Origin of the sequence: Streptomyces sp. NPDC090045 (assembly GCF_044747975.1) — a bacterium.
Lineage (GTDB): Bacteria > Actinomycetota > Actinomycetes > Streptomycetales > Streptomycetaceae > Streptomyces.
In genome coordinates this window covers 649,834-665,367 of the sequence record NZ_JBIVFA010000001.1, presented here as the reverse complement: position 1 = coordinate 665,367, position 15,534 = coordinate 649,834, and the positions used below count along the sequence as shown (strand labels likewise).

Annotated in this window: 17 protein-coding genes; 8 read left to right on the top strand and 9 right to left on the bottom strand. The window is 72.6% G+C overall.

From position 1 onward, the window contains the following. Positions 1-3 precede the first annotated feature (3 nt). Complete coding sequence (locus tag ACIPYQ_RS03075) at positions 4-858, bottom strand: MaoC/PaaZ C-terminal domain-containing protein (RefSeq protein ID WP_401245567.1); 855 nt, start codon at positions 856-858, stop codon at positions 4-6. A gap of 219 nt (positions 859-1,077) precedes the next feature. Between ACIPYQ_RS03075 and ACIPYQ_RS03070 the strand changes: the two genes are divergently transcribed. From ACIPYQ_RS03070 to ACIPYQ_RS03055, 4 genes are all read left to right on the top strand, one after another. Then, positions 1,078-1,431, top strand: a complete 354-nt coding sequence (locus ACIPYQ_RS03070; protein WP_401246101.1) for a DNA-binding response regulator — start codon at positions 1,078-1,080, stop codon at positions 1,429-1,431. A 158-nt stretch (positions 1,432-1,589) separates the two neighbouring features. Continuing rightward, entirely contained in the window at positions 1,590-2,135 is a 546-nt protein-coding gene (locus ACIPYQ_RS03065; protein WP_361768796.1) for a sigma-70 family RNA polymerase sigma factor, read from the top strand. Further along, complete coding sequence (locus ACIPYQ_RS03060) at positions 2,122-2,430, top strand: hypothetical protein (RefSeq protein WP_401245565.1); 309 nt, start codon at positions 2,122-2,124, stop codon at positions 2,428-2,430. The genes ACIPYQ_RS03065 and ACIPYQ_RS03060 overlap by 14 nt, the downstream gene beginning before the upstream one ends. A 108-nt stretch (positions 2,431-2,538) precedes the next feature. Next, entirely contained in the window at positions 2,539-2,964 is a 426-nt protein-coding gene (locus tag ACIPYQ_RS03055) for a hypothetical protein (RefSeq protein WP_401245563.1), read from the top strand. A gap of 175 nt (positions 2,965-3,139) precedes the next feature. Here the strand turns inward: ACIPYQ_RS03055 and ACIPYQ_RS03050 are convergent, their stop codons facing one another. From ACIPYQ_RS03050 to ACIPYQ_RS03020, 7 genes are all read right to left on the bottom strand, one after another. Next, positions 3,140-4,336 (bottom strand): lipid-transfer protein, encoded by a 1,197-nt coding sequence (locus ACIPYQ_RS03050; RefSeq protein WP_401245561.1) that lies wholly within the window; start codon positions 4,334-4,336, stop codon positions 3,140-3,142. A 20-nt stretch (positions 4,337-4,356) separates the two neighbouring features. Then, positions 4,357-6,489: an acyl-CoA dehydrogenase gene (locus ACIPYQ_RS03045; protein WP_401245559.1), complete on the bottom strand. Its 2,133-nt coding sequence runs from the start codon at positions 6,487-6,489 to the stop codon at positions 4,357-4,359. Between the two features lie 100 nt (positions 6,490-6,589). Then, positions 6,590-8,161 carry a serine/threonine-protein kinase gene (locus ACIPYQ_RS03040; protein ID WP_401245557.1) on the bottom strand — a complete coding sequence of 524 codons (1,572 nt, stop codon included), beginning with the start codon at positions 8,159-8,161 and terminating at the stop codon, positions 6,590-6,592. Continuing rightward, the gene (locus tag ACIPYQ_RS03035) at positions 8,158-9,699 is read right to left on the bottom strand and encodes a serine/threonine-protein kinase (RefSeq protein WP_401245555.1); all 1,542 of its coding nucleotides are present in this window, start codon (positions 9,697-9,699) and stop codon (positions 8,158-8,160) included. The genes ACIPYQ_RS03040 and ACIPYQ_RS03035 overlap by 4 nt, the downstream gene beginning before the upstream one ends. Before the next feature lie 187 nt (positions 9,700-9,886). Beyond that, on the bottom strand, positions 9,887-11,509 hold the full coding sequence (locus ACIPYQ_RS03030; protein WP_401245553.1) for a serine/threonine-protein kinase: 1,623 nt from the start codon (positions 11,507-11,509) through the stop codon (positions 9,887-9,889). Positions 11,510-11,540: 31 nt separating this feature from the next. Next, on the bottom strand, positions 11,541-11,807 hold the full coding sequence (locus ACIPYQ_RS03025) for a DUF397 domain-containing protein (RefSeq protein WP_401245551.1): 267 nt from the start codon (positions 11,805-11,807) through the stop codon (positions 11,541-11,543). Further along, complete coding sequence (locus ACIPYQ_RS03020; protein ID WP_401245549.1) at positions 11,767-12,615, bottom strand: helix-turn-helix transcriptional regulator; 849 nt, start codon at positions 12,613-12,615, stop codon at positions 11,767-11,769. The genes ACIPYQ_RS03025 and ACIPYQ_RS03020 overlap by 41 nt, the downstream gene beginning before the upstream one ends. A 167-nt stretch (positions 12,616-12,782) precedes the next feature. On the opposite strand from ACIPYQ_RS03020, the gene ACIPYQ_RS03015 reads away from it, so the two are divergent. The 4 genes from ACIPYQ_RS03015 (at position 12,783) to ACIPYQ_RS03000 (ending at position 14,844) form a co-directional block, all read left to right on the top strand. Then, positions 12,783-13,052: a hypothetical protein gene (locus tag ACIPYQ_RS03015; protein ID WP_401245547.1), complete on the top strand. Its 270-nt coding sequence runs from the start codon at positions 12,783-12,785 to the stop codon at positions 13,050-13,052. 47 nt (positions 13,053-13,099) lie between these two features. After that, complete coding sequence (locus ACIPYQ_RS03010; RefSeq protein ID WP_401245546.1) at positions 13,100-13,576, top strand: hypothetical protein; 477 nt, start codon at positions 13,100-13,102, stop codon at positions 13,574-13,576. 16 nt (positions 13,577-13,592) lie between these two features. Further along, entirely contained in the window at positions 13,593-14,102 is a 510-nt protein-coding gene (locus ACIPYQ_RS03005) for a hypothetical protein (RefSeq protein WP_401245545.1), read from the top strand. Between the two features lie 97 nt (positions 14,103-14,199). Beyond that, positions 14,200-14,844: a class I SAM-dependent methyltransferase gene (locus ACIPYQ_RS03000; protein ID WP_401245544.1), complete on the top strand. Its 645-nt coding sequence runs from the start codon at positions 14,200-14,202 to the stop codon at positions 14,842-14,844. Between the two features lie 94 nt (positions 14,845-14,938). Here ACIPYQ_RS03000 and ACIPYQ_RS02995 read toward each other — a convergent pair whose 3' ends face one another. Further along, entirely contained in the window at positions 14,939-15,520 is a 582-nt protein-coding gene (locus ACIPYQ_RS02995; protein WP_401245542.1) for an RICIN domain-containing protein, read from the bottom strand. Positions 15,521-15,534 lie beyond the last annotated feature (14 nt).

Sequence of the window (15,534 nt, the reverse complement as noted above, 5' to 3'; positions counted from 1 at the left end):
CGACTACGAGTGTTCGACGACGGTGTCGGCGAGGACCGGCGCGTCGTCCCGTTCGGCGGCGGTCACCGACACCAGGACGCGGCCGGGCTCCTGCCACATCCGGATGCGGAGCGTCTCGCCCGGGAAGACGATCCCGGCGAAGCGCGTGCGGTAGGCGCGGACCCGGGAGACGTCCCCGCCGAGGGCCGTGTCGACGACGGCCTTGAGGGTCATCCCGTACGAGCACAGGCCGTGCAGGATGGGCTTGTCGAAGCCGGCCAGCTTGGCGAACTCGGGGTCGGCGTGCAGCGGGTTCCAGTCGCCGGAGAGGCGGTAGAGCAGGGCCTGCTCGTCGCGGATGCGGCGCTCCTCGGTGCGGTCGGGGGCGCGCCCGGGGAGTTCCTCCTTGACGGAGGGGCCGCGCTCGCCGCCGAAGCCGCCCTCTCCCCGTACGAAGATCTGCGCGTCGCTGGTCCACAGCGGCCCGTCGGCGTCCGCGACCTCGGTGCGCAGCACGATCACGGCCGCCTTGCCCTTGTCGTACAGGGCGGCGACCTTGGCGGAGGAGGTGGCGCTGCCCTTGACGGGGATGGGCCGGTGCAGCTCGATGGACTGGCCGCCGTGGAGGACGTGGGCGAGGTTGACGTCGATCCCGGGTGCGGCGAGGCCGCCCATCATGGCCATGCCGGCGCCGGCGACGGTCGCGAAGCTGGGGAGGACGTGGAGTTTGGATTCGAGGGTGTAGCGCAGTTCGTCGGGGTCGGTGGCCGGCAGGCCCGCGCCGAGGCCGAGGTGGTAGAGCTGGATGTCCTTGTGGTCCCAGCCGATGCTCCCCTGGCGGGGGTCGGCGGCGAGGGCCCTGGCGGCATCGATCGGCATGAGGATGCGGCTCCCTGTCGTTGGAGTGTCGCTGCCCTGGAAGACCTCGGTGCGGCCGTCCGCACCGTCGGCCGCACCGAGGTCGTATACGGGGGCCGGTTCTAGAACGCGTTCTAGGACCGGCCGGTGAGGGAATGTATAACGCACGCCCCCGCAGTTGGGAAGACCAGTCGAGGAGACTCCTGACTTCACGTCAGATAGGCTTTCCCGGTGGAAGAAATGCCCGTGGAACACCGCCAGGCCCGCGCCCTGAGGGTCCTGCTGGATCCGCAGAACCCGGCCCTGGCGCTCCAGCTCGGCCTCGTGCCGGACATCGAGGTCGTGCGGGACCTGACGGCCCGGCCGGCGGTGGCGCTGGTCGAGGAGGTCGAGGCCGTGACGGCCCTCCTGGCGGAGGACCCGGAGTGCCGGATCCTCGTCCTGACGGGCTCGGCCCACCCCGGGCTGGCCGACGCCGCGCTCGCCGCCGGGGCCGCGGGGCTGATCCTGCGCGACGGCCCGATCGAGGACCTGGCGGACTCGATCCGCCGCGCCTCGATGGGCGAAACGGTGGTGGACCCGACCCTGGGGTGAATCCTTTTCCGGGGGTCGCGCCTCTTGTGTGTACGTGCCGATGCCAAGGTCGGCACATGACCTGGAGGTTGTCGTGATCGCTGTTCTCGTGGGTGCCGGCGCGCTCGTCCTGCTCTGCACGTGCGTCCTCGTACTGCGCCGTGGACGGGGCCGGACCCGTGGCTGACCGGACGGAGTGGCCCGGCGAGGCCCTGATCGTCGCCGCGCAGGCGGGTGACCTCGACTCGCTCACCGCCCTGGTCACCGGATCGCACCCGAACGTACGGCGCTTCGCGCACTCGCTGTGCGCGTCGCGCGAGGACGCCGAGGACGCGGCCCAGGAAGCGCTGATCATCCTGTACCGCAGGATCGGGATGCTGCGGGCGTCCGGGGCACTGGCGTCGTGGATGTTCCGCATCGTCCGCAACGAGTGCCTGCGCCGTGCCCGGCTGATGCCGCGGGAGCGTGCGCAGGTGCCGGAGACCGCCGTGATGTCGGCCGAGGACGAGGTGCTGCAGCGGCTGGAGGCGGGGCGGGTGGCGGAGGCCATCGCCGCGCTGCCGGCGGACCAGCGGCGCGTACTGATCATGCGGGACGTCCAGGGCTACAGCGGGCGGATGGCCGCGGAGTCCCTGGGCCTCAGCACGGCCGCGATGAAGTCGCGGCTCCACCGGGCCCGCGCGGCCGTCCAGCACTCCCTGGGAGACACCCGTGCCCTCCACTGACACCCGTTCCCCCCTGTCCGCCTCGGGCTCCGATTTCGCGAGCGCGTCCGTGCCGCGGCACCTGGCGCGGGGTGCGGTGGGCTTCGGCGCGCTGATCGCGGCCTTCGCCCTGATCCCGGCCTTCGGCCCGGCCGCCCTGCTCCTCGCCCCTGTCGGCCTGGTCGCCCTGCGGGGCTGCCCGATGTGCTGGGCGATCGGCCTGGCCCAGACCCTTTCCCGCGGCCGGCTCCGAAGGGAGTGCGTGGACGGCCGCTGCGAACTCCGGACCGCCGGTTCCGGACCCGGCTTGAAATAGGCACAACCGTTCGATCCCGGCCACCGAATGACGGATTCCGCAGCAGCGCGCGTCCACCTGCTGGACCAGGATGAGACCCCTGAACCCAGCTTCGTGGAGGCAGAAACCATGCGCGTATCCGCCCTGTCCGCCGCCGCCGCGCTCGTTGTCGCGACCCTCGCAGGAGGCGCGGCTCCGGCCGCTGCCGACACCCCGGCCGGAGTCCCCCCGGTCGAGCTGGAGGCCGGCAAGGGCCTCCACCACAACCGCGGGACGGTGGTCTACGAGCGCGTCGACGGCGAGGTGAACGCGGTCAGGATCATCTCGGTGCACATCACCAGCGGCGAGCGCGACTGTGCCTGGGTGTCGTGGAACGACCCGGACAACTGGAACGGCTGGTCCAACCTGACCACCGAGCCCTCCTGCAACGGAGGCGGCATGGGCGAGTACCCCGGCATCATCATCAAGGCTCCGGTCGGCCACCCGCTCAAGGTGCGCCTGTACGCCGACCACCTGGGCTCCGACGTGGTGCACAAGGACATCCAGAAGCTCTGACCGTCGCGCAGCTGCGCAGGTGCGGCGCCGTTGCGGGGGCGCTGCCCCGTACCCCCGCGCCTCAAACGCCGGCGGGGCTGAAATATAGCCTCGCCGGCGTTTGCGGCGTGGGGGTCCCCCCGGACGGAGTCTGGGGGAGGGGCTGGGGCGGAGCCCCAGCCCCGGGCCCGGCCCGTCACCTCCGCAGCAGGGTCACCACCGCCGCCCCGCCCAGGCCGATGTTGTGCGCGAGCCCGACACGCGCTCCGTCGACCTGGCGCGGGCCCGCTTCGCCCCGCAGCTGCCAGACCAGCTCCGCCGCCTGCGCCAGCCCCGTCGCGCCGAGCGGGTGCCCCTTGGAGATCAGCCCTCCGGAGGGGTTCACCACCCACCGCCCGCCGTACGTCGTCGCGCCGCTCTCCACCAGCTTGCCCGCGGCCCCGTCCCCGCACATGCCCAGCGCCTCGTACGTCAGCAGCTCGTTGATCGAGAAGCAGTCGTGCAGTTCGACCACGTCCACGTCCTCGATGCCGAGCCCCGAGTCCTCGTACACCCGCCGCGCCGCCGCGGCCGTCATCGGTTTGCCGACGACGTCGATGCACGAGCCGGACGCGAAGGACTCCTCCGTGTCCGTGGTCATCGCCTGGCCGACGATCTCCACCGCCTTGTCGTGCAGCCCGTGCGCCACCACGAACCGCTCCGACACCACCAGCGCCGCCGCGGCCCCGTCCGAGGTGGGCGAGCACTGCAGTTTCGTCAGCGGCGCGTGGATCTCCTTCGCCGCCAGGATGTCCTCCACCGAGTACACGTCCTGGAACTGCGCGTTCGGGTTGTTCGCCGAGTGCCGGTGGTTCTTGGCACCCACCGCCGCGAGCTGCGCGGCCGTGGTCCCGTACCGCTCCATGTGTTCCCGTGCCGCGTTGCCGAAGATCTGCGCCGTGGGCGGGGACATCTCGAAGCCGTGGCCGGCCGCCATGATCCCGTAGTGCCGGGCGACCGGAGAGGTCTTGAAGTCTCCGCCGTCGGCCCCGCCCCCCAGCGCTCCGCGCTTCATCTTCTCGAAGCCCAGCGCCAGCACGCAGTCGCTGATCCCGCCCTCCACGAACTGCCGCGCCATCATCAGCGCGGTCGAGCCCGTGGCGCAGTTGTTGTTGACGTTGTAGACCGGGACGCCGCTCAGCCCCAGCTCGTACGCCGCCCGCTGGCCGGCCGTCGAGGCCTGGAAGCAGTAGCCCACGGGGACCTGTTCGACCAGTCCGTAGTCCACGCCCGCGTCGGCGAGCGCCGCGGTCCCGGCCTCCTTCGCCATGTCCCAGTACTGCCAGTCCCGCGACTCCGGCTTCTCGAACTTCGTCATGCCGACGCCCACGATGTACGACTTGTGCGACTTCATGCCCGATGACTCCTAGTCCCTTAGTCCCTGGGGAGGCCGAGAATCCGCTCGGCGACGACGTTGAGCTGGACCTGCGTGGTGCCCCCGGCGATGGTCAGGCAGCGGGACATGAGCATGCCGTGCACCGCCCGTGCCCCGGCCCCCTCCCGTACGGCGCCCGCCGGTCCCAGCAGTTCGAGCGTGAGCTCGGCGGTCCGCTGCTGGTGCGGGGTCTGGACGAGCTTGCGTACGGAGGCGCCCGCGCCCGGCTCCAGCCCCGACACCTGCTGGAGGGTGGTGCGCAGCCCGATGCAGGCCAGGGCGTGCGCCTCGGCGGCGAGGGCGCCGATCCGCGCCCTGTACGTGCCGTCGAGGTCGGCGGCGCGCGCGAGGAGCGCCTCCAGGCCGGAGTCGAAGGTCATCTGGTCGGCCATGTGGACCCGTTCGTTGCCGAGGGTGTTGCGGGCGACCTTCCAGCCGCCGTCGGCCGCCCCGACCAGGGCGTCCGCCGGGAGTTCCACGTCGTCGAACCAGACCTCGTTGAAGAGGGCCTCGCCGGTGATCTCCTTCAGCGGCCGGATGTCGATGCCGGGGGTGTTCTTCATGTCGACGACGAAGTAGCCGAGCCCCTTGTGCTTGGGCGCGTCCGGGTCGGTGCGGGCCAGCAGGATCCCGTAGTCGGCGCTGTGCGCGGAACTCGTCCACACCTTCTGTCCGTTGACCTTCCAGGTGCCGTCCCCGGTCCGCTCGGCCCTGGTGCTCAGCGAGGCGAGGTCGGAGCCCGCGCCCGGCTCCGAGAAGAGCTGGCACCAGGTGAGGTCCCCGCGCAGGGTCGGCAGGACGTAGGCCTCCCGCTGCTCCTGCGTGCCGTAGGCAAGGAGGGAGGGCACGACCCAGGTGGCGATCCCGAGGTCGGCGACCTTGACCCCGGCCGCGGCCAGTTCCTGCTGGACGACGAGCTGCTCGACGGGGCCGGCGCCGAGACCGTAGGGCGGCGGGAGGTAGGGGGCCGCGTAGCCGGTAGGGGCCAGGATCCGCCGGGCGGCGGCCGGGTCGAGCCCGCGCGCGTCCGCGATGGCGGTACGGGCCTTCGCGCGGTGGGTCTCGGCCTCCGCGGGGAGTTCCAGGCGCAGTTCGCGCCGCGCTCCGCCCGCGGCGAGGCGTACGGCCCGCAGGCGGTGTCCGTCGCCGGGCCCCAGCAGCTGGCGGGCGACGAGCGCCCGCCGGAGGTGGAGGTGGGCGTCGTGCTCCCAGGTGAAGCCGATGCCGCCGAGGATCTGGATGCAGTCCTTGGCACAGGTGTAGGCGGCGTCCAGGGCGCTCCCGGCGGCGAGGGCGGCGACGAGCGAGCGCACGTCGGCGGGTTCGTCCACGGCCTGTGCGGCGTCCCAGGCCAGCGCCCGGGCCTGTTCCAGCCGGACCAGCATGTCGGCGCACAGGTGTTTGACACCCTGGAACTGCCCGATGGGCCGGCCGAACTGCTCGCGCACCTTGGCGTACTCGGCGGCGGTGTGCAGGGCCCAGGCGGCGGTGCCGCAGGCGTCGGCGGCGAAGAGGGTGCAGGCCAGGTCGCGGACGAGGGACGCGTCCAGTTCGAGCAGCCGGTCCGGGGTGGTGGCGACCCCGCGCGCCCGGACCTCCGCGGTGGGGCGGGTCGGGTCGGCGCTCTCGTGCGTACGGATGTCCAGCGCGGCGGCGTCGACGGCGAACCAGCGGGTGCCGTGCGCGGCTTCGGCGGCGAGCAGGACGAGGTCGGCCTCGCCGGCGCCGAGCGCGGGCGGCGCGAGGCCGTCGAGCAGGTACCCCCCGCCTTCGACGGCCACGGCGGTCAGGGTTCCGGACCCCAGCGCGACCGCACCGACCCGGCCGGCGAGCGGCTCGGCGCCGGCCCGCTGCAGCAGTACGGAGGCCAGCGCGCTCGGCAGGTAGGCCCCGGGCAGCGCGGCCCGGGCGGCCTCCTCGACGACGACGGCCAGGTCGAGCAGGGTCCCGCCGTCCAGGTGCGGTTCCAGCAGCCCCTGCGCGGTCATCGCGTCCCAGTAGGCGGGGCGCACCCCGGTCTGCGGCGGGGTGTCGAGCAGCTTGCGCACCTCTTCGGGAGGCACGGCCCGCGCGACCCAGCCCCGCACCGCCTCGGCCAACTCGCGCTGCTCTTGCGTGATTCCGATGCCCATGCGCGGCAGACTAGAACACGTTCCAATCTGACGGAAGGTCAGATACCACTGTTCTTCCCGGCCACCCCGGCACGCGCCGCACGCCCTGCGGCGACGCGGCTCAGCGTGGCGCGGCGGCCAGTGCCGCCCGGGCGATCTCCTTCGCCTCGGTCTCGCAGGTCTCCGCGGGGTGCTGCGGGCCGCCGAGCGCCACCCGCACCAGGAGGTTGCCGTCGCTCACGCCCAGCGCACAGGTCTCCCCGGTCCCCGGAGTCGACCAGTTCGCGCCGTCCCCCGCCCCGACACCGGTCTCCGGCCGCCCGCTGCCCAGGTTGAACCGCGTCCGCGAGGTCCCGCTGCCCGGGAGGCGGCCGCTGCGTTCCAGGGACCAGCTGACGGACGCGTGCGGCTTCGGCTCCTCCTCGCCGCCGACCGCGTCGAAGGCCGCCACCCAGTTGCAGCCCACGTACGACTGCACGGGTGACTCGTTCTCGCCGGACTGGCGCGTTTCCAGCGGCGGCAGCGGCAGCTTCCCGGCCGCCTCCGCGCACCGCGGCACGCTCAGATACCGGTCCGCCGGGGCCACCGGCGACTCCTCCCCGAGCAACGCGTAGGCCGCCCCGGCGCAGGCCGCCGCGAGGACGACCGCGGGCGGCAGCAGGTACCGCGGGCGCAGCCGCAGCCGCCGGCCGCGCGGCGCGTGGGAACGCGCCGGGCCGACGGCCTGCGGGGCGGTGGCGGTCGGCGCCTCCGGGTCCACGTCCGGGTCAGCGCCCGGGCCTGCGAGCGCACGGGCCGCGCCGTCCGGGTCCCGGAGGAGCCCGTCGATCTCCTCCTGCTGGGCGGCGGCCATCCGCTCGACCGCGGGCGGCCACAGCGTGCCGTCGGCCGCGCCGGTCAGGCCCAGGATCTCGGCCGGGGACGGCCGGGCCGCCGGATCCTTGGCCAGGCACCGGGTGACGAGCTCGCGCAGCCCAGGCGGGAGGCCGAGGAGGTCGGGTTCGGCGTGCACGACGTTGTACAGGGTCAGTGCCACCGACGCCGCCACGAAGGGACTGCGCCCCGTCGCGGCCAGCACCAGGACGGACCCGAGGGAGAACACGTCGCTCGCCGGGGTCAGTTCACCGCCCTCGGCCTGCTCGGGCGACATGAACGCGGGCGAGCCGATCACCGTCCCGGCCTGGGTCAGCTCAGTGACCTCGCCTGGCCGGGCCACCCGCGCGATCCCGAAGTCGATCACCCGTACCCCGTCCCGGGCGAGCAGCACGTTGTCGGGCTTGAGGTCCCGGTGCACCAGCCCCGCCCGGTGGATCTCGACGAGGGCCGCCGCCAGCCCGGCGGCGAGCCTCCGTACGGTCTCCTCGGGCAGCGCCCCGGCGCGCTCCACCGCCGCCCCCAGCGAGGGCCCGGTCACGAACACCGAGGCCAGCCACGGCGAGTCCGCGTCCGCGTCGGCATCCAGGACGGCGGCCGTGAAGGCGCCGGACACCTTCCGCGAGGCGGCGACCTCGCGCCGGAACCGGATGCGGAAGCCGTCGTCGTCGGCGAGCCGGGCGTGCACCTGCTTGACGGCGACGAGCCGCCCGTCCGGTGCGGCGCCGAGCAGCACGCGGCCCATGCCGCCCCGGCCGAGCTCGGCGAGCAGCCGGTACGGTCCCGCCGTGGCCGGATCCGAGGTCTTGAGCGGTCTCATCGGCTCCCCACCGACTCCACGACCGAGGCGGCGAGCTCCCGCGTGACCGCCTCACAGGTGCCGGACGGGTAGCGGGGGCCCGTCACCGAGACGGTGGCCAGCATGTTGACCTCCCGTAGGTACAGACGGCAGTTCGGAAACCTGTCGTCCTGGGGCTTCTGCCACAGCCCCTCGTCGGCGAACCCGAGGTCGTTGTCACGCCGGGTCCGGCCGCGTTCGTAGAAGTGCTCGTACATCCGCTTCGCCTGCTCGGCCCCGGTGCCCTCACCCTGGCCGGTCGTGAAGAACTGCCACTCCGCTTCGATCGCGTCACCGGTCCGGTTGGTCCAGGTGCAGCGGGCATAGGCCGAGCCGTACTTCTCGACCGGTCCGAACCCGGCCGGCTGGGCGAAACCGGACGGCACGCGCAGCTCGTCCCAGACCTGTTGGCAGGACGGGGGCTTCGCCGGGTACTTGTCCTTCTTCTGATCCAGCCCTGTCGACCGGACATCCGCGATGAACTCGCGGTAGGTGTCCGCAAGGAACGGCCGCCACACGGTCAGCGCCAGCACGGCCACGACGCCCGCCACGGCAACCCGCACGATCCGCTGCCGGGGCCACGGGCGACGCCACCACGGTGCCGCTCCACCGGCGGTCTGCGGAGCCGTGGCCCCGTTGACCAGCCCGGCCGTCGCGTCCACCTGCTCTTGGACCAGCGTGTTCACCGCCTCCGGCCACGGCCGCGCCGAGGGCGTCAGCCCGCCCACCCTGCTCAGCAGCTCGCGCAAGGTCGGCCGGTCGGCCGGGTCCTTGGCCAGGCACCACGCGATGACCTCGCGCAGGCGAGGCGGTACCTCGCTCAGGTCCGGTTCGGAGTGCACGACCTCGTGCAGGATCCGCGGCACCGAGCTCCCGGCGAACGGCGGCTTCCCCGTACAGGCCATGACGAGGGTCGCGCCGAGCGAGAACACGTCGGTGGCCGGGGTGAGTTCCTGCCCCAGGGCCTGCTCGGGCGACATGTACGCGGGCGACCCGATGAGCGAGCCGCTGTGCGTGATCCGGGTCTGGTCCCCCACCGCCCGCACGATGCCGAAGTCGATGACCCGTACGCCGTCCTCGGCGAGCAGCACGTTGGACGGCTTGAGGTCCCGGTGGATCAGCCCCGCCCGGTGTACGTCGGCCAGCGCCTGCGCGAGCCCGGCGGCCAGTCGGCGCGCCGCCTGCTCGGGCAGCGGCCCGGTGGCGTCCACGGCTTGGCTCAGCGAGGGCCCCGGCACGAACTGCGAGGCGAGCCACGGCGTCTCGGCGTCGGGGTCGGCGTCGATCACCGCTGCGGTGTAGCCGCCGGCCACCCGCCGCGAGGCATCCACCTCGCGGCGGAACCGCGCCCGGAACTCCTCGTCCTCGGCCAGCAGCTCGGCGTGCACCTGCTTGACCGCGACGTACCGCCCGTCCGGCCCCACCCCCAGCACCACCCGGCCCATCCCGCCCTGGCCGAGCACGGCGATCACCCGGAACGGCCCGACGAACTCCGACGCGGACAGCTCTGATCTCTCCATGCCTGTACTGCCCCTCCCCGATACCGGCGTGGATCCTGCAAACCGTCACCGTGCGGACGAGGAGCCGTCATGCGCGTTCCGCCACCTCCCGGACGGTCAGGTTCTCGTCACGGACGACGAGCGTGCAGGCCCGCTGGTTCCCGGGATCCGAACGTTCAGCGGCGCGGGGAGGCAGACGGGCGGGCGGTCAGCGGCGCGGGGAGGCCTTCAGGGCGCCGCGGGCGACCTCCTTCGCCGTCATCTCGCAGGCGCCCTTGGTGTACGGCTTCGCCCGGAGGCCCACCCAGACGGAGAGGTTGCCCTCACGTACGGCGAGGACGCAGGTCCAGTCGGCCCCGGCGGACCCCCAGTAGGCCTCGGTGCCGAACCCGAGGCGGGGCGCCTCGCGCTGACCGGCCGCCTCCGACTGGAAACGCGCCTTCTGCGTCGCCGCGTTGGTGTCCGCGTTGCCGCCGAGGCTCAGGTCCCACCGGACCAGCGCGGTCGGCGACGCGGCGGTACCGCCGCTCGCGTTGCAGCTCGACTTCACGCCCGCGGCCGTCTCGGACCTGGTGTCCGTGGTCGACAGCAGCAACTGCGGCTGCAGCTCCCTGCGCGCCACCTGGCAACTGGGGACGGCCGTGTAGGCGACGGGAGCCGTGACCCGGTCCCGTACGTACAGCGCCACCCCGGTACCGGCCACCAGCAGCACACCGGCCGCCGCCAGGGCCGCGATCCGGCGAGGACGGCGCCACGGGCTCCGGGGCGACGGCCCCGGGCGGGAAGGGACGGGCACCGGCGCGTCCCGGGTCGGCGTCGGCGCGACCGGTCCACCCTCCGGTGCCGGTACGGGTACGGATACGGGTACGGCGACCGGCTCGTGCAGGTACACGGGCTCCGGGCCGGTCGGCTCCACCTCGCCGTCCGGGCCGCCGCCGCCGAGCAGCCGGTCGATGCCCGCCCGCTGCTCGGCGAGCATCCGGTACACGGCCGGCGGCCACTGCCGCCCCGCCGGAGCGACCGGGCCGAGGAGTTCGAGCAACTGCGCCGGGGTCGGCCGTTCGGCCGGGTCCTTGGCCAGGCACCGCTCCACGATCCCGCGCAGCCCCGCGGGTACGGCGCCGAGGTCGGGCGTGGAGTGCACCACGTCGTAGAGCGTCTGCAGGGTCGAGGTCCCGGCGAAGGGACTGCTGCCGGTGACCGCCATGACCAGCACCGAACCGAGCGAGAACACATCGCTCGCCGGGGTCAGCGGCTTGCTCTCCGCCTGCTCGGGCGACATGAAGGAGGGCGAACCGATCACCCAGCCGGTGCGCGTCAGCCCGGCGTCGCCTTCGGACTCGCCCTCGGTCGCCCGCGCGATGCCGAGGTCGATGACCCGTACCCCGTCCTCGGCGAGGAGCACGTTGTCGGGCTTCAGGTCGCGGTGGATCAGCCCCGCCCGGTGGATCTCCGCCAGGGCCGACGCCAGTCCCGCCGCGAGCCGGTGGACGACGGCCCCGTCCAGCACCCCGTCCGCCCTGACCACGGCCGCCAGGGAGGGTCCGCCCACGAACACCGAGGCCAGCCAGGGCGTCGGCGCGTCCGGATCGGCGTCGATCACGGCGGCCGTGTAGGCCCCGGACACCTTGCGCGAGGCGGCGACCTCACGCCGGAACCGGGCCCGGAAGCCCTCGTCGTCCGCGAAGTGCGCGAGCACCTGCTTGACGGCGACGAGTCGCCCGTCCGGCCCGGCACCCAACAGCACCCGACCCATCCCACCCTGCCCGAGCACCCCGACGACCTCGAACGGCCCCACGTGCGTCGGCCCGCCCGGCCCTACGTTCTCCATGTCTCCGCCCCCTGGCCCCAGTAGGGGCGGATCATACAGAGACGGCCCTCACGAACGCCGAGAACGCCGCCGGGCGGACGGTGAAGAAGGGACCGTCGGGGTCCTTGGAGTCCCGAACGGCGACGAGGCAGGGCTGAGCGGCGACCTCGATGCACTCGCCGCCCGTGTCGCCGCTGTACGAGGCCTTGCGCCAGGCGACGGTGCCGAGGGGGGCGCACTCGACGCAGTTGCCCCCGGTGTCGGAGCTGAACGAGGACTTACGCCACCGTGCGCCCGTCAGGTTCTGGATGATCTCCATAGCGTTCCTCCATTACGCGGGCGATTCGTGCCGCCGACTCCTCCACCGAGAGGGCGGCGGCCTGCAAGTGATCGTATCGGAGCGAACCCTCCCTGAAAGCTTGCGGATTGGCCGTCATATAGCCCTGGACGAAGTCCTCGGTGTAGACGAGGTCCGGGTCGTCGTCAAAGCGCAGGAGATTGAACTCACCCGGCAGACCAGCATGGGCACCCGCTTCGTAGGGCAGGATCTGCACCTGCACCCACTCCCGCCGCCTCAGCGCCACCAGGTGGGCAAGTTGCTCTCGCATGACCTGCCTGCCACCGATCTCCTGGTGCAGTACGGCCTCGCTCATCACCACCCACATCAGTGGCGGGTTATCGCGGTCGAGGATCCGCTGCCGCTCCAGCCGGGCGGCCACCTTGGCATCGAGGCCCTCTTCGGTCCACACGCCCAGCACCGCGCGAGCGTACGCCTCGGTCTGCAGCAGGCCGTGCACCAACTGCGGCTGGAACGAGGACAGATAAGACGCCCGGGCCTCCATCTCCGCGTACGCCTGGAACCACGTCGGCAAGACGCTCCGCAGGACCAGCCCCACCAACCGGGAGAAGTGCCCGTCCGTGCCCAGCGCCGCGTCCACCCGTTCCGAGAAGTCCCGCGTCGGCACCCGCTTCGTGTTCTCCACCTGACCGATCAGCGAGCCGGTGCAGTAGATGATGTCGCCCAGCTGCGACTGCTTCAGCCCGGCGCCCTCGCGCAGCCGGCGCAGTTCGTAGCCGTAGTAATCCAGCGGCGAGGCGCTGGGGTCGAGATCGCGGACGCCGACCATGGGCAGCCACCCCTCAAGCTCGTTTTCGGTCTCCGTAGCCGAGCGTAATCACACGACCGCGCACAGGTAGCCCAAATCGCGTAACCGGCGGCTCCAGCCGGGCGAAAAAGCCGCCCCGCCCGGCCCATGGCCCATAACCGGGCGGTACCGGCGGCGTTGGGGCCGTCATGGCCCACCTCACCGTTGCCCGCATCGTGTCGGGGGCAGCCCTGGCGATCGCCGTCGGGCTCGCCTCCGCTCCCTGCGCCCAGGCCGCTCCCACCCCCAACCGCCCGGGCGACAGCGCTCTGGCCGGTCCCCTCAGCATCGACAACCTGCTGTCGCTCCGCTTCCTCACCCCGACGGTCCGTGACGCCAAGCGCCAGATCACCGGCCTCGCTTCCGGGCTGTCGCCCGCGCCGGCGAACGCCACCGGCCTCGGCAGCCTGCTCAAGTAGACAACGAAAGGATTGTCCGAATAAAACTCACCAGAGCACTTGCCATCGTGTGTTCGGCTGCCGCCGCGGCGGTCACCCTCTCCGCCGGCGGAGCCGCAGCTGACGGGGAACTGGCATCGGCCCTCAACAACCCGGCGATCGGGGCGGTCTGCTTCCCCTCCGGGCAGGTCGGGAGCGGTAACACCTTCAACGGCACGCAGAACATCAATTGCAGCCAGAGCACCGCCCAGTCCGTCAGTAACCCGGCGACCCCGGCGGACGGTGGTGTCACCGGGCAGGAGGTCGTGTTCTCCGACGCCATCTCCGTGGCGCCGCATGACTTCGGAGTGGCCACGGCCACCTGCCCTCCTGGGAAGGTGATCACGGGCGGGGGCTACCAGAAGGAGCCGCAGCTCAAAACCATCTTCAACGCTCCTGGCTCCAGCTCCCCCAACGGGACCGAATGGGTGGTGTCCGCCAGGAACGACACCGATGAGCCTGACACCTTCGTTGCCTGGGCCGTCTGTGTCGACTCCGCGGAATGACATGGAAGGCCCACGAGTGAGGCCCACGACAAGGCAACGGCTGGCGGCGATCGGCAGTGCCGCCCTGGCGGCGGTCCTGCTCGGGGCGGGCGGCGCGCACGCCGCGGACGACGGCTCATTGCTCTCGCTCCTCGACGTGCCCTCGATCACCCTCGTCTGCTACCCGGCAGGGCAGGTGGGCGCGCACAACACGTTCACCGGCACCCAGAACGTCAGCTGCTCCCAGAGCGCGCAATCCACCACGTCCGGCGGCTCGGGCAGCGGGTTCACGGGCCATGAGGTGCTGACGCGGACCCTTGAGTGCACGGCCGGCTCGACCTGCGGCCTCACCGTCAGCTGTCCGACCGGGAAGAAGGTGACGGGCGGGGGTGTCTACGTGAACGTCGAATCCCCGAACATCCACGTGGTGCGGTCCGGCATCGTTCCCGGGGAGGACAACACACGCTGGGACGGCACGATCCAGAACGGCCACACCGACCCAGTGGACCTCACGGTCCAGGCGATCTGCGCCGACGTGGACGGCTGACGCGACGGCGGAGCGCCGTGGTGGGCCCCGGCATGGCGCCCTACCGGGCGGTAGGGCACCATGGGCCGCCACGACACGCTGAACGCCGGAGGAACCCATGGCCGCCCACCCCAAGCCGGAGACCCTCGCCGCCTTCGAGGCCGCCAAGGGGTTCATGCCCGTACGGGAGGGGCTCGCGCTGTACGAGGCGGCCGCGGCCGCGGCCGGGCTCGGGCTGCCGCTGCTGGAGGTCGGGACGTACTGCGGCCGGTCCACCATCCTGCTGGCCGATGCCGCCCGCGAGGCCGGCGTGGCGGCGATCACCGTCGACCACCACCGCGGCAGCGAGGAGCAGCAGCCGGGCTGGGAGTACCACGACCCGACGGTCGTCGACCCGGAGATCGGCCTGATGGACACGCTGCCCACCTTCCGCCGGACCCTGCACAAGGCCGGTCTCGAAGACCACGTGATCGCGATCGTGGGCCGGTCCCCGCAGGTCGCCGCCGCCTGGGGCGGCAAGCTCGGCTTCGTCTTCATCGACGGCGGCCACACCGACGAGCACGCCACCGGCGACTACGAGGGCTGGGCCCCGCACGTCGCGGAGGGCGGCACGCTGGTCATCCACGACGTGTTCCCGGATCCGGCCGACGGCGGGCAGGCCCCGTACCGGATCTACCTGCGCGCCCTCGCCTCCGGCGCCTTCGAGGAGATCTCGGTCACCGACTCGCTGCGCGTGCTGCGCCGCACCGGGTCCGGCATCTAGACACCGGCTCCGACGCCGGCTCCGGTCGGGCATGAAGGAACCTCCGTGCGGTCCGGACCGCACGGAGGTCACTTCTCGGGTCGGGCGCGGGTGCCTAGTGCCAGTAGGCCCCGAGCTGGCCGTTGCAGTCCCACTGCTGGGCCCGCGCGCCGTTGGACTTGGAGGAGTTCTCGATCTCCAGGCACTTGCCGCTCTTGGCGTTGACGACCTTCGCGGCCTGGCCTGCGACCACGTAGAACCGCCACTTCGAGCCGGCCTGGCCCTTGCAGTCCCACTGCTGGGCCCGCGCGCCGTTGGCGGTGGACGAGTTCTCGATCTCCAGACACTTGCCGCTGTGGGCGTTGTAGAGGTAGTAGGTGCCGCCACCCGCGTCGGCCATGCCCCACTTCGCGCCGGGCTGGTTCTTGCAGTCCCACTGCTGGGCCCGCGCGCCGTTGGCGGTGGACGAGTTCGAGATCTCGAGGCACTTGCCGCTCTGGTTGATGATGTACCCGATGGCGGGCTCGGCCTGGAGGGCGAGGTCCGCCGTCCCGCCGCCCTCTATGAACTGGGCCAGGAGCGGCGTGGAGGCGCCGGCGCCGGGCTCCGCCTCCAGCGCCGTCGCCGACGCCGGAGCGAGGAAGAGGGACAGGGCGAAGGCGGACGCGCCGACGGCAAGGGTTCGCTTGAGCTGCATGAAGTGGTTCTCCC

Coding starts and splice junctions, on each gene's coding strand:
- ACIPYQ_RS02995 (WP_401245542.1), bottom strand. CDS start 15,520: ATGCAGCTCAAGCGAACCCTTGCCGTCGGCGCGTCCGCCTTCGCCCTG.
- ACIPYQ_RS03040 (WP_401245557.1), bottom strand. CDS start 8,161: ATGAGACCGCTCAAGACCTCGGATCCGGCCACGGCGGGACCGTACCGG.
- ACIPYQ_RS03020 (WP_401245549.1), bottom strand. CDS start 12,615: ATGGTCGGCGTCCGCGATCTCGACCCCAGCGCCTCGCCGCTGGATTAC.
- ACIPYQ_RS03045 (WP_401245559.1), bottom strand. CDS start 6,489: ATGGGCATCGGAATCACGCAAGAGCAGCGCGAGTTGGCCGAGGCGGTG.
- ACIPYQ_RS03015 (WP_401245547.1), top strand. CDS start 12,783: ATGGCCCACCTCACCGTTGCCCGCATCGTGTCGGGGGCAGCCCTGGCG.
- ACIPYQ_RS03055 (WP_401245563.1), top strand. CDS start 2,539: ATGCGCGTATCCGCCCTGTCCGCCGCCGCCGCGCTCGTTGTCGCGACC.
- ACIPYQ_RS03025 (WP_401245551.1), bottom strand. CDS start 11,807: ATGGAGATCATCCAGAACCTGACGGGCGCACGGTGGCGTAAGTCCTCG.
- ACIPYQ_RS03075 (WP_401245567.1), bottom strand. CDS start 858: ATGCCGATCGATGCCGCCAGGGCCCTCGCCGCCGACCCCCGCCAGGGG.
- ACIPYQ_RS03050 (WP_401245561.1), bottom strand. CDS start 4,336: ATGAAGTCGCACAAGTCGTACATCGTGGGCGTCGGCATGACGAAGTTC.
- ACIPYQ_RS03030 (WP_401245553.1), bottom strand. CDS start 11,509: ATGGAGAACGTAGGGCCGGGCGGGCCGACGCACGTGGGGCCGTTCGAG.
- ACIPYQ_RS03070 (WP_401246101.1), top strand. CDS start 1,078: ATGCCCGTGGAACACCGCCAGGCCCGCGCCCTGAGGGTCCTGCTGGAT.
- ACIPYQ_RS03000 (WP_401245544.1), top strand. CDS start 14,200: ATGGCCGCCCACCCCAAGCCGGAGACCCTCGCCGCCTTCGAGGCCGCC.
- ACIPYQ_RS03035 (WP_401245555.1), bottom strand. CDS start 9,699: ATGGAGAGATCAGAGCTGTCCGCGTCGGAGTTCGTCGGGCCGTTCCGG.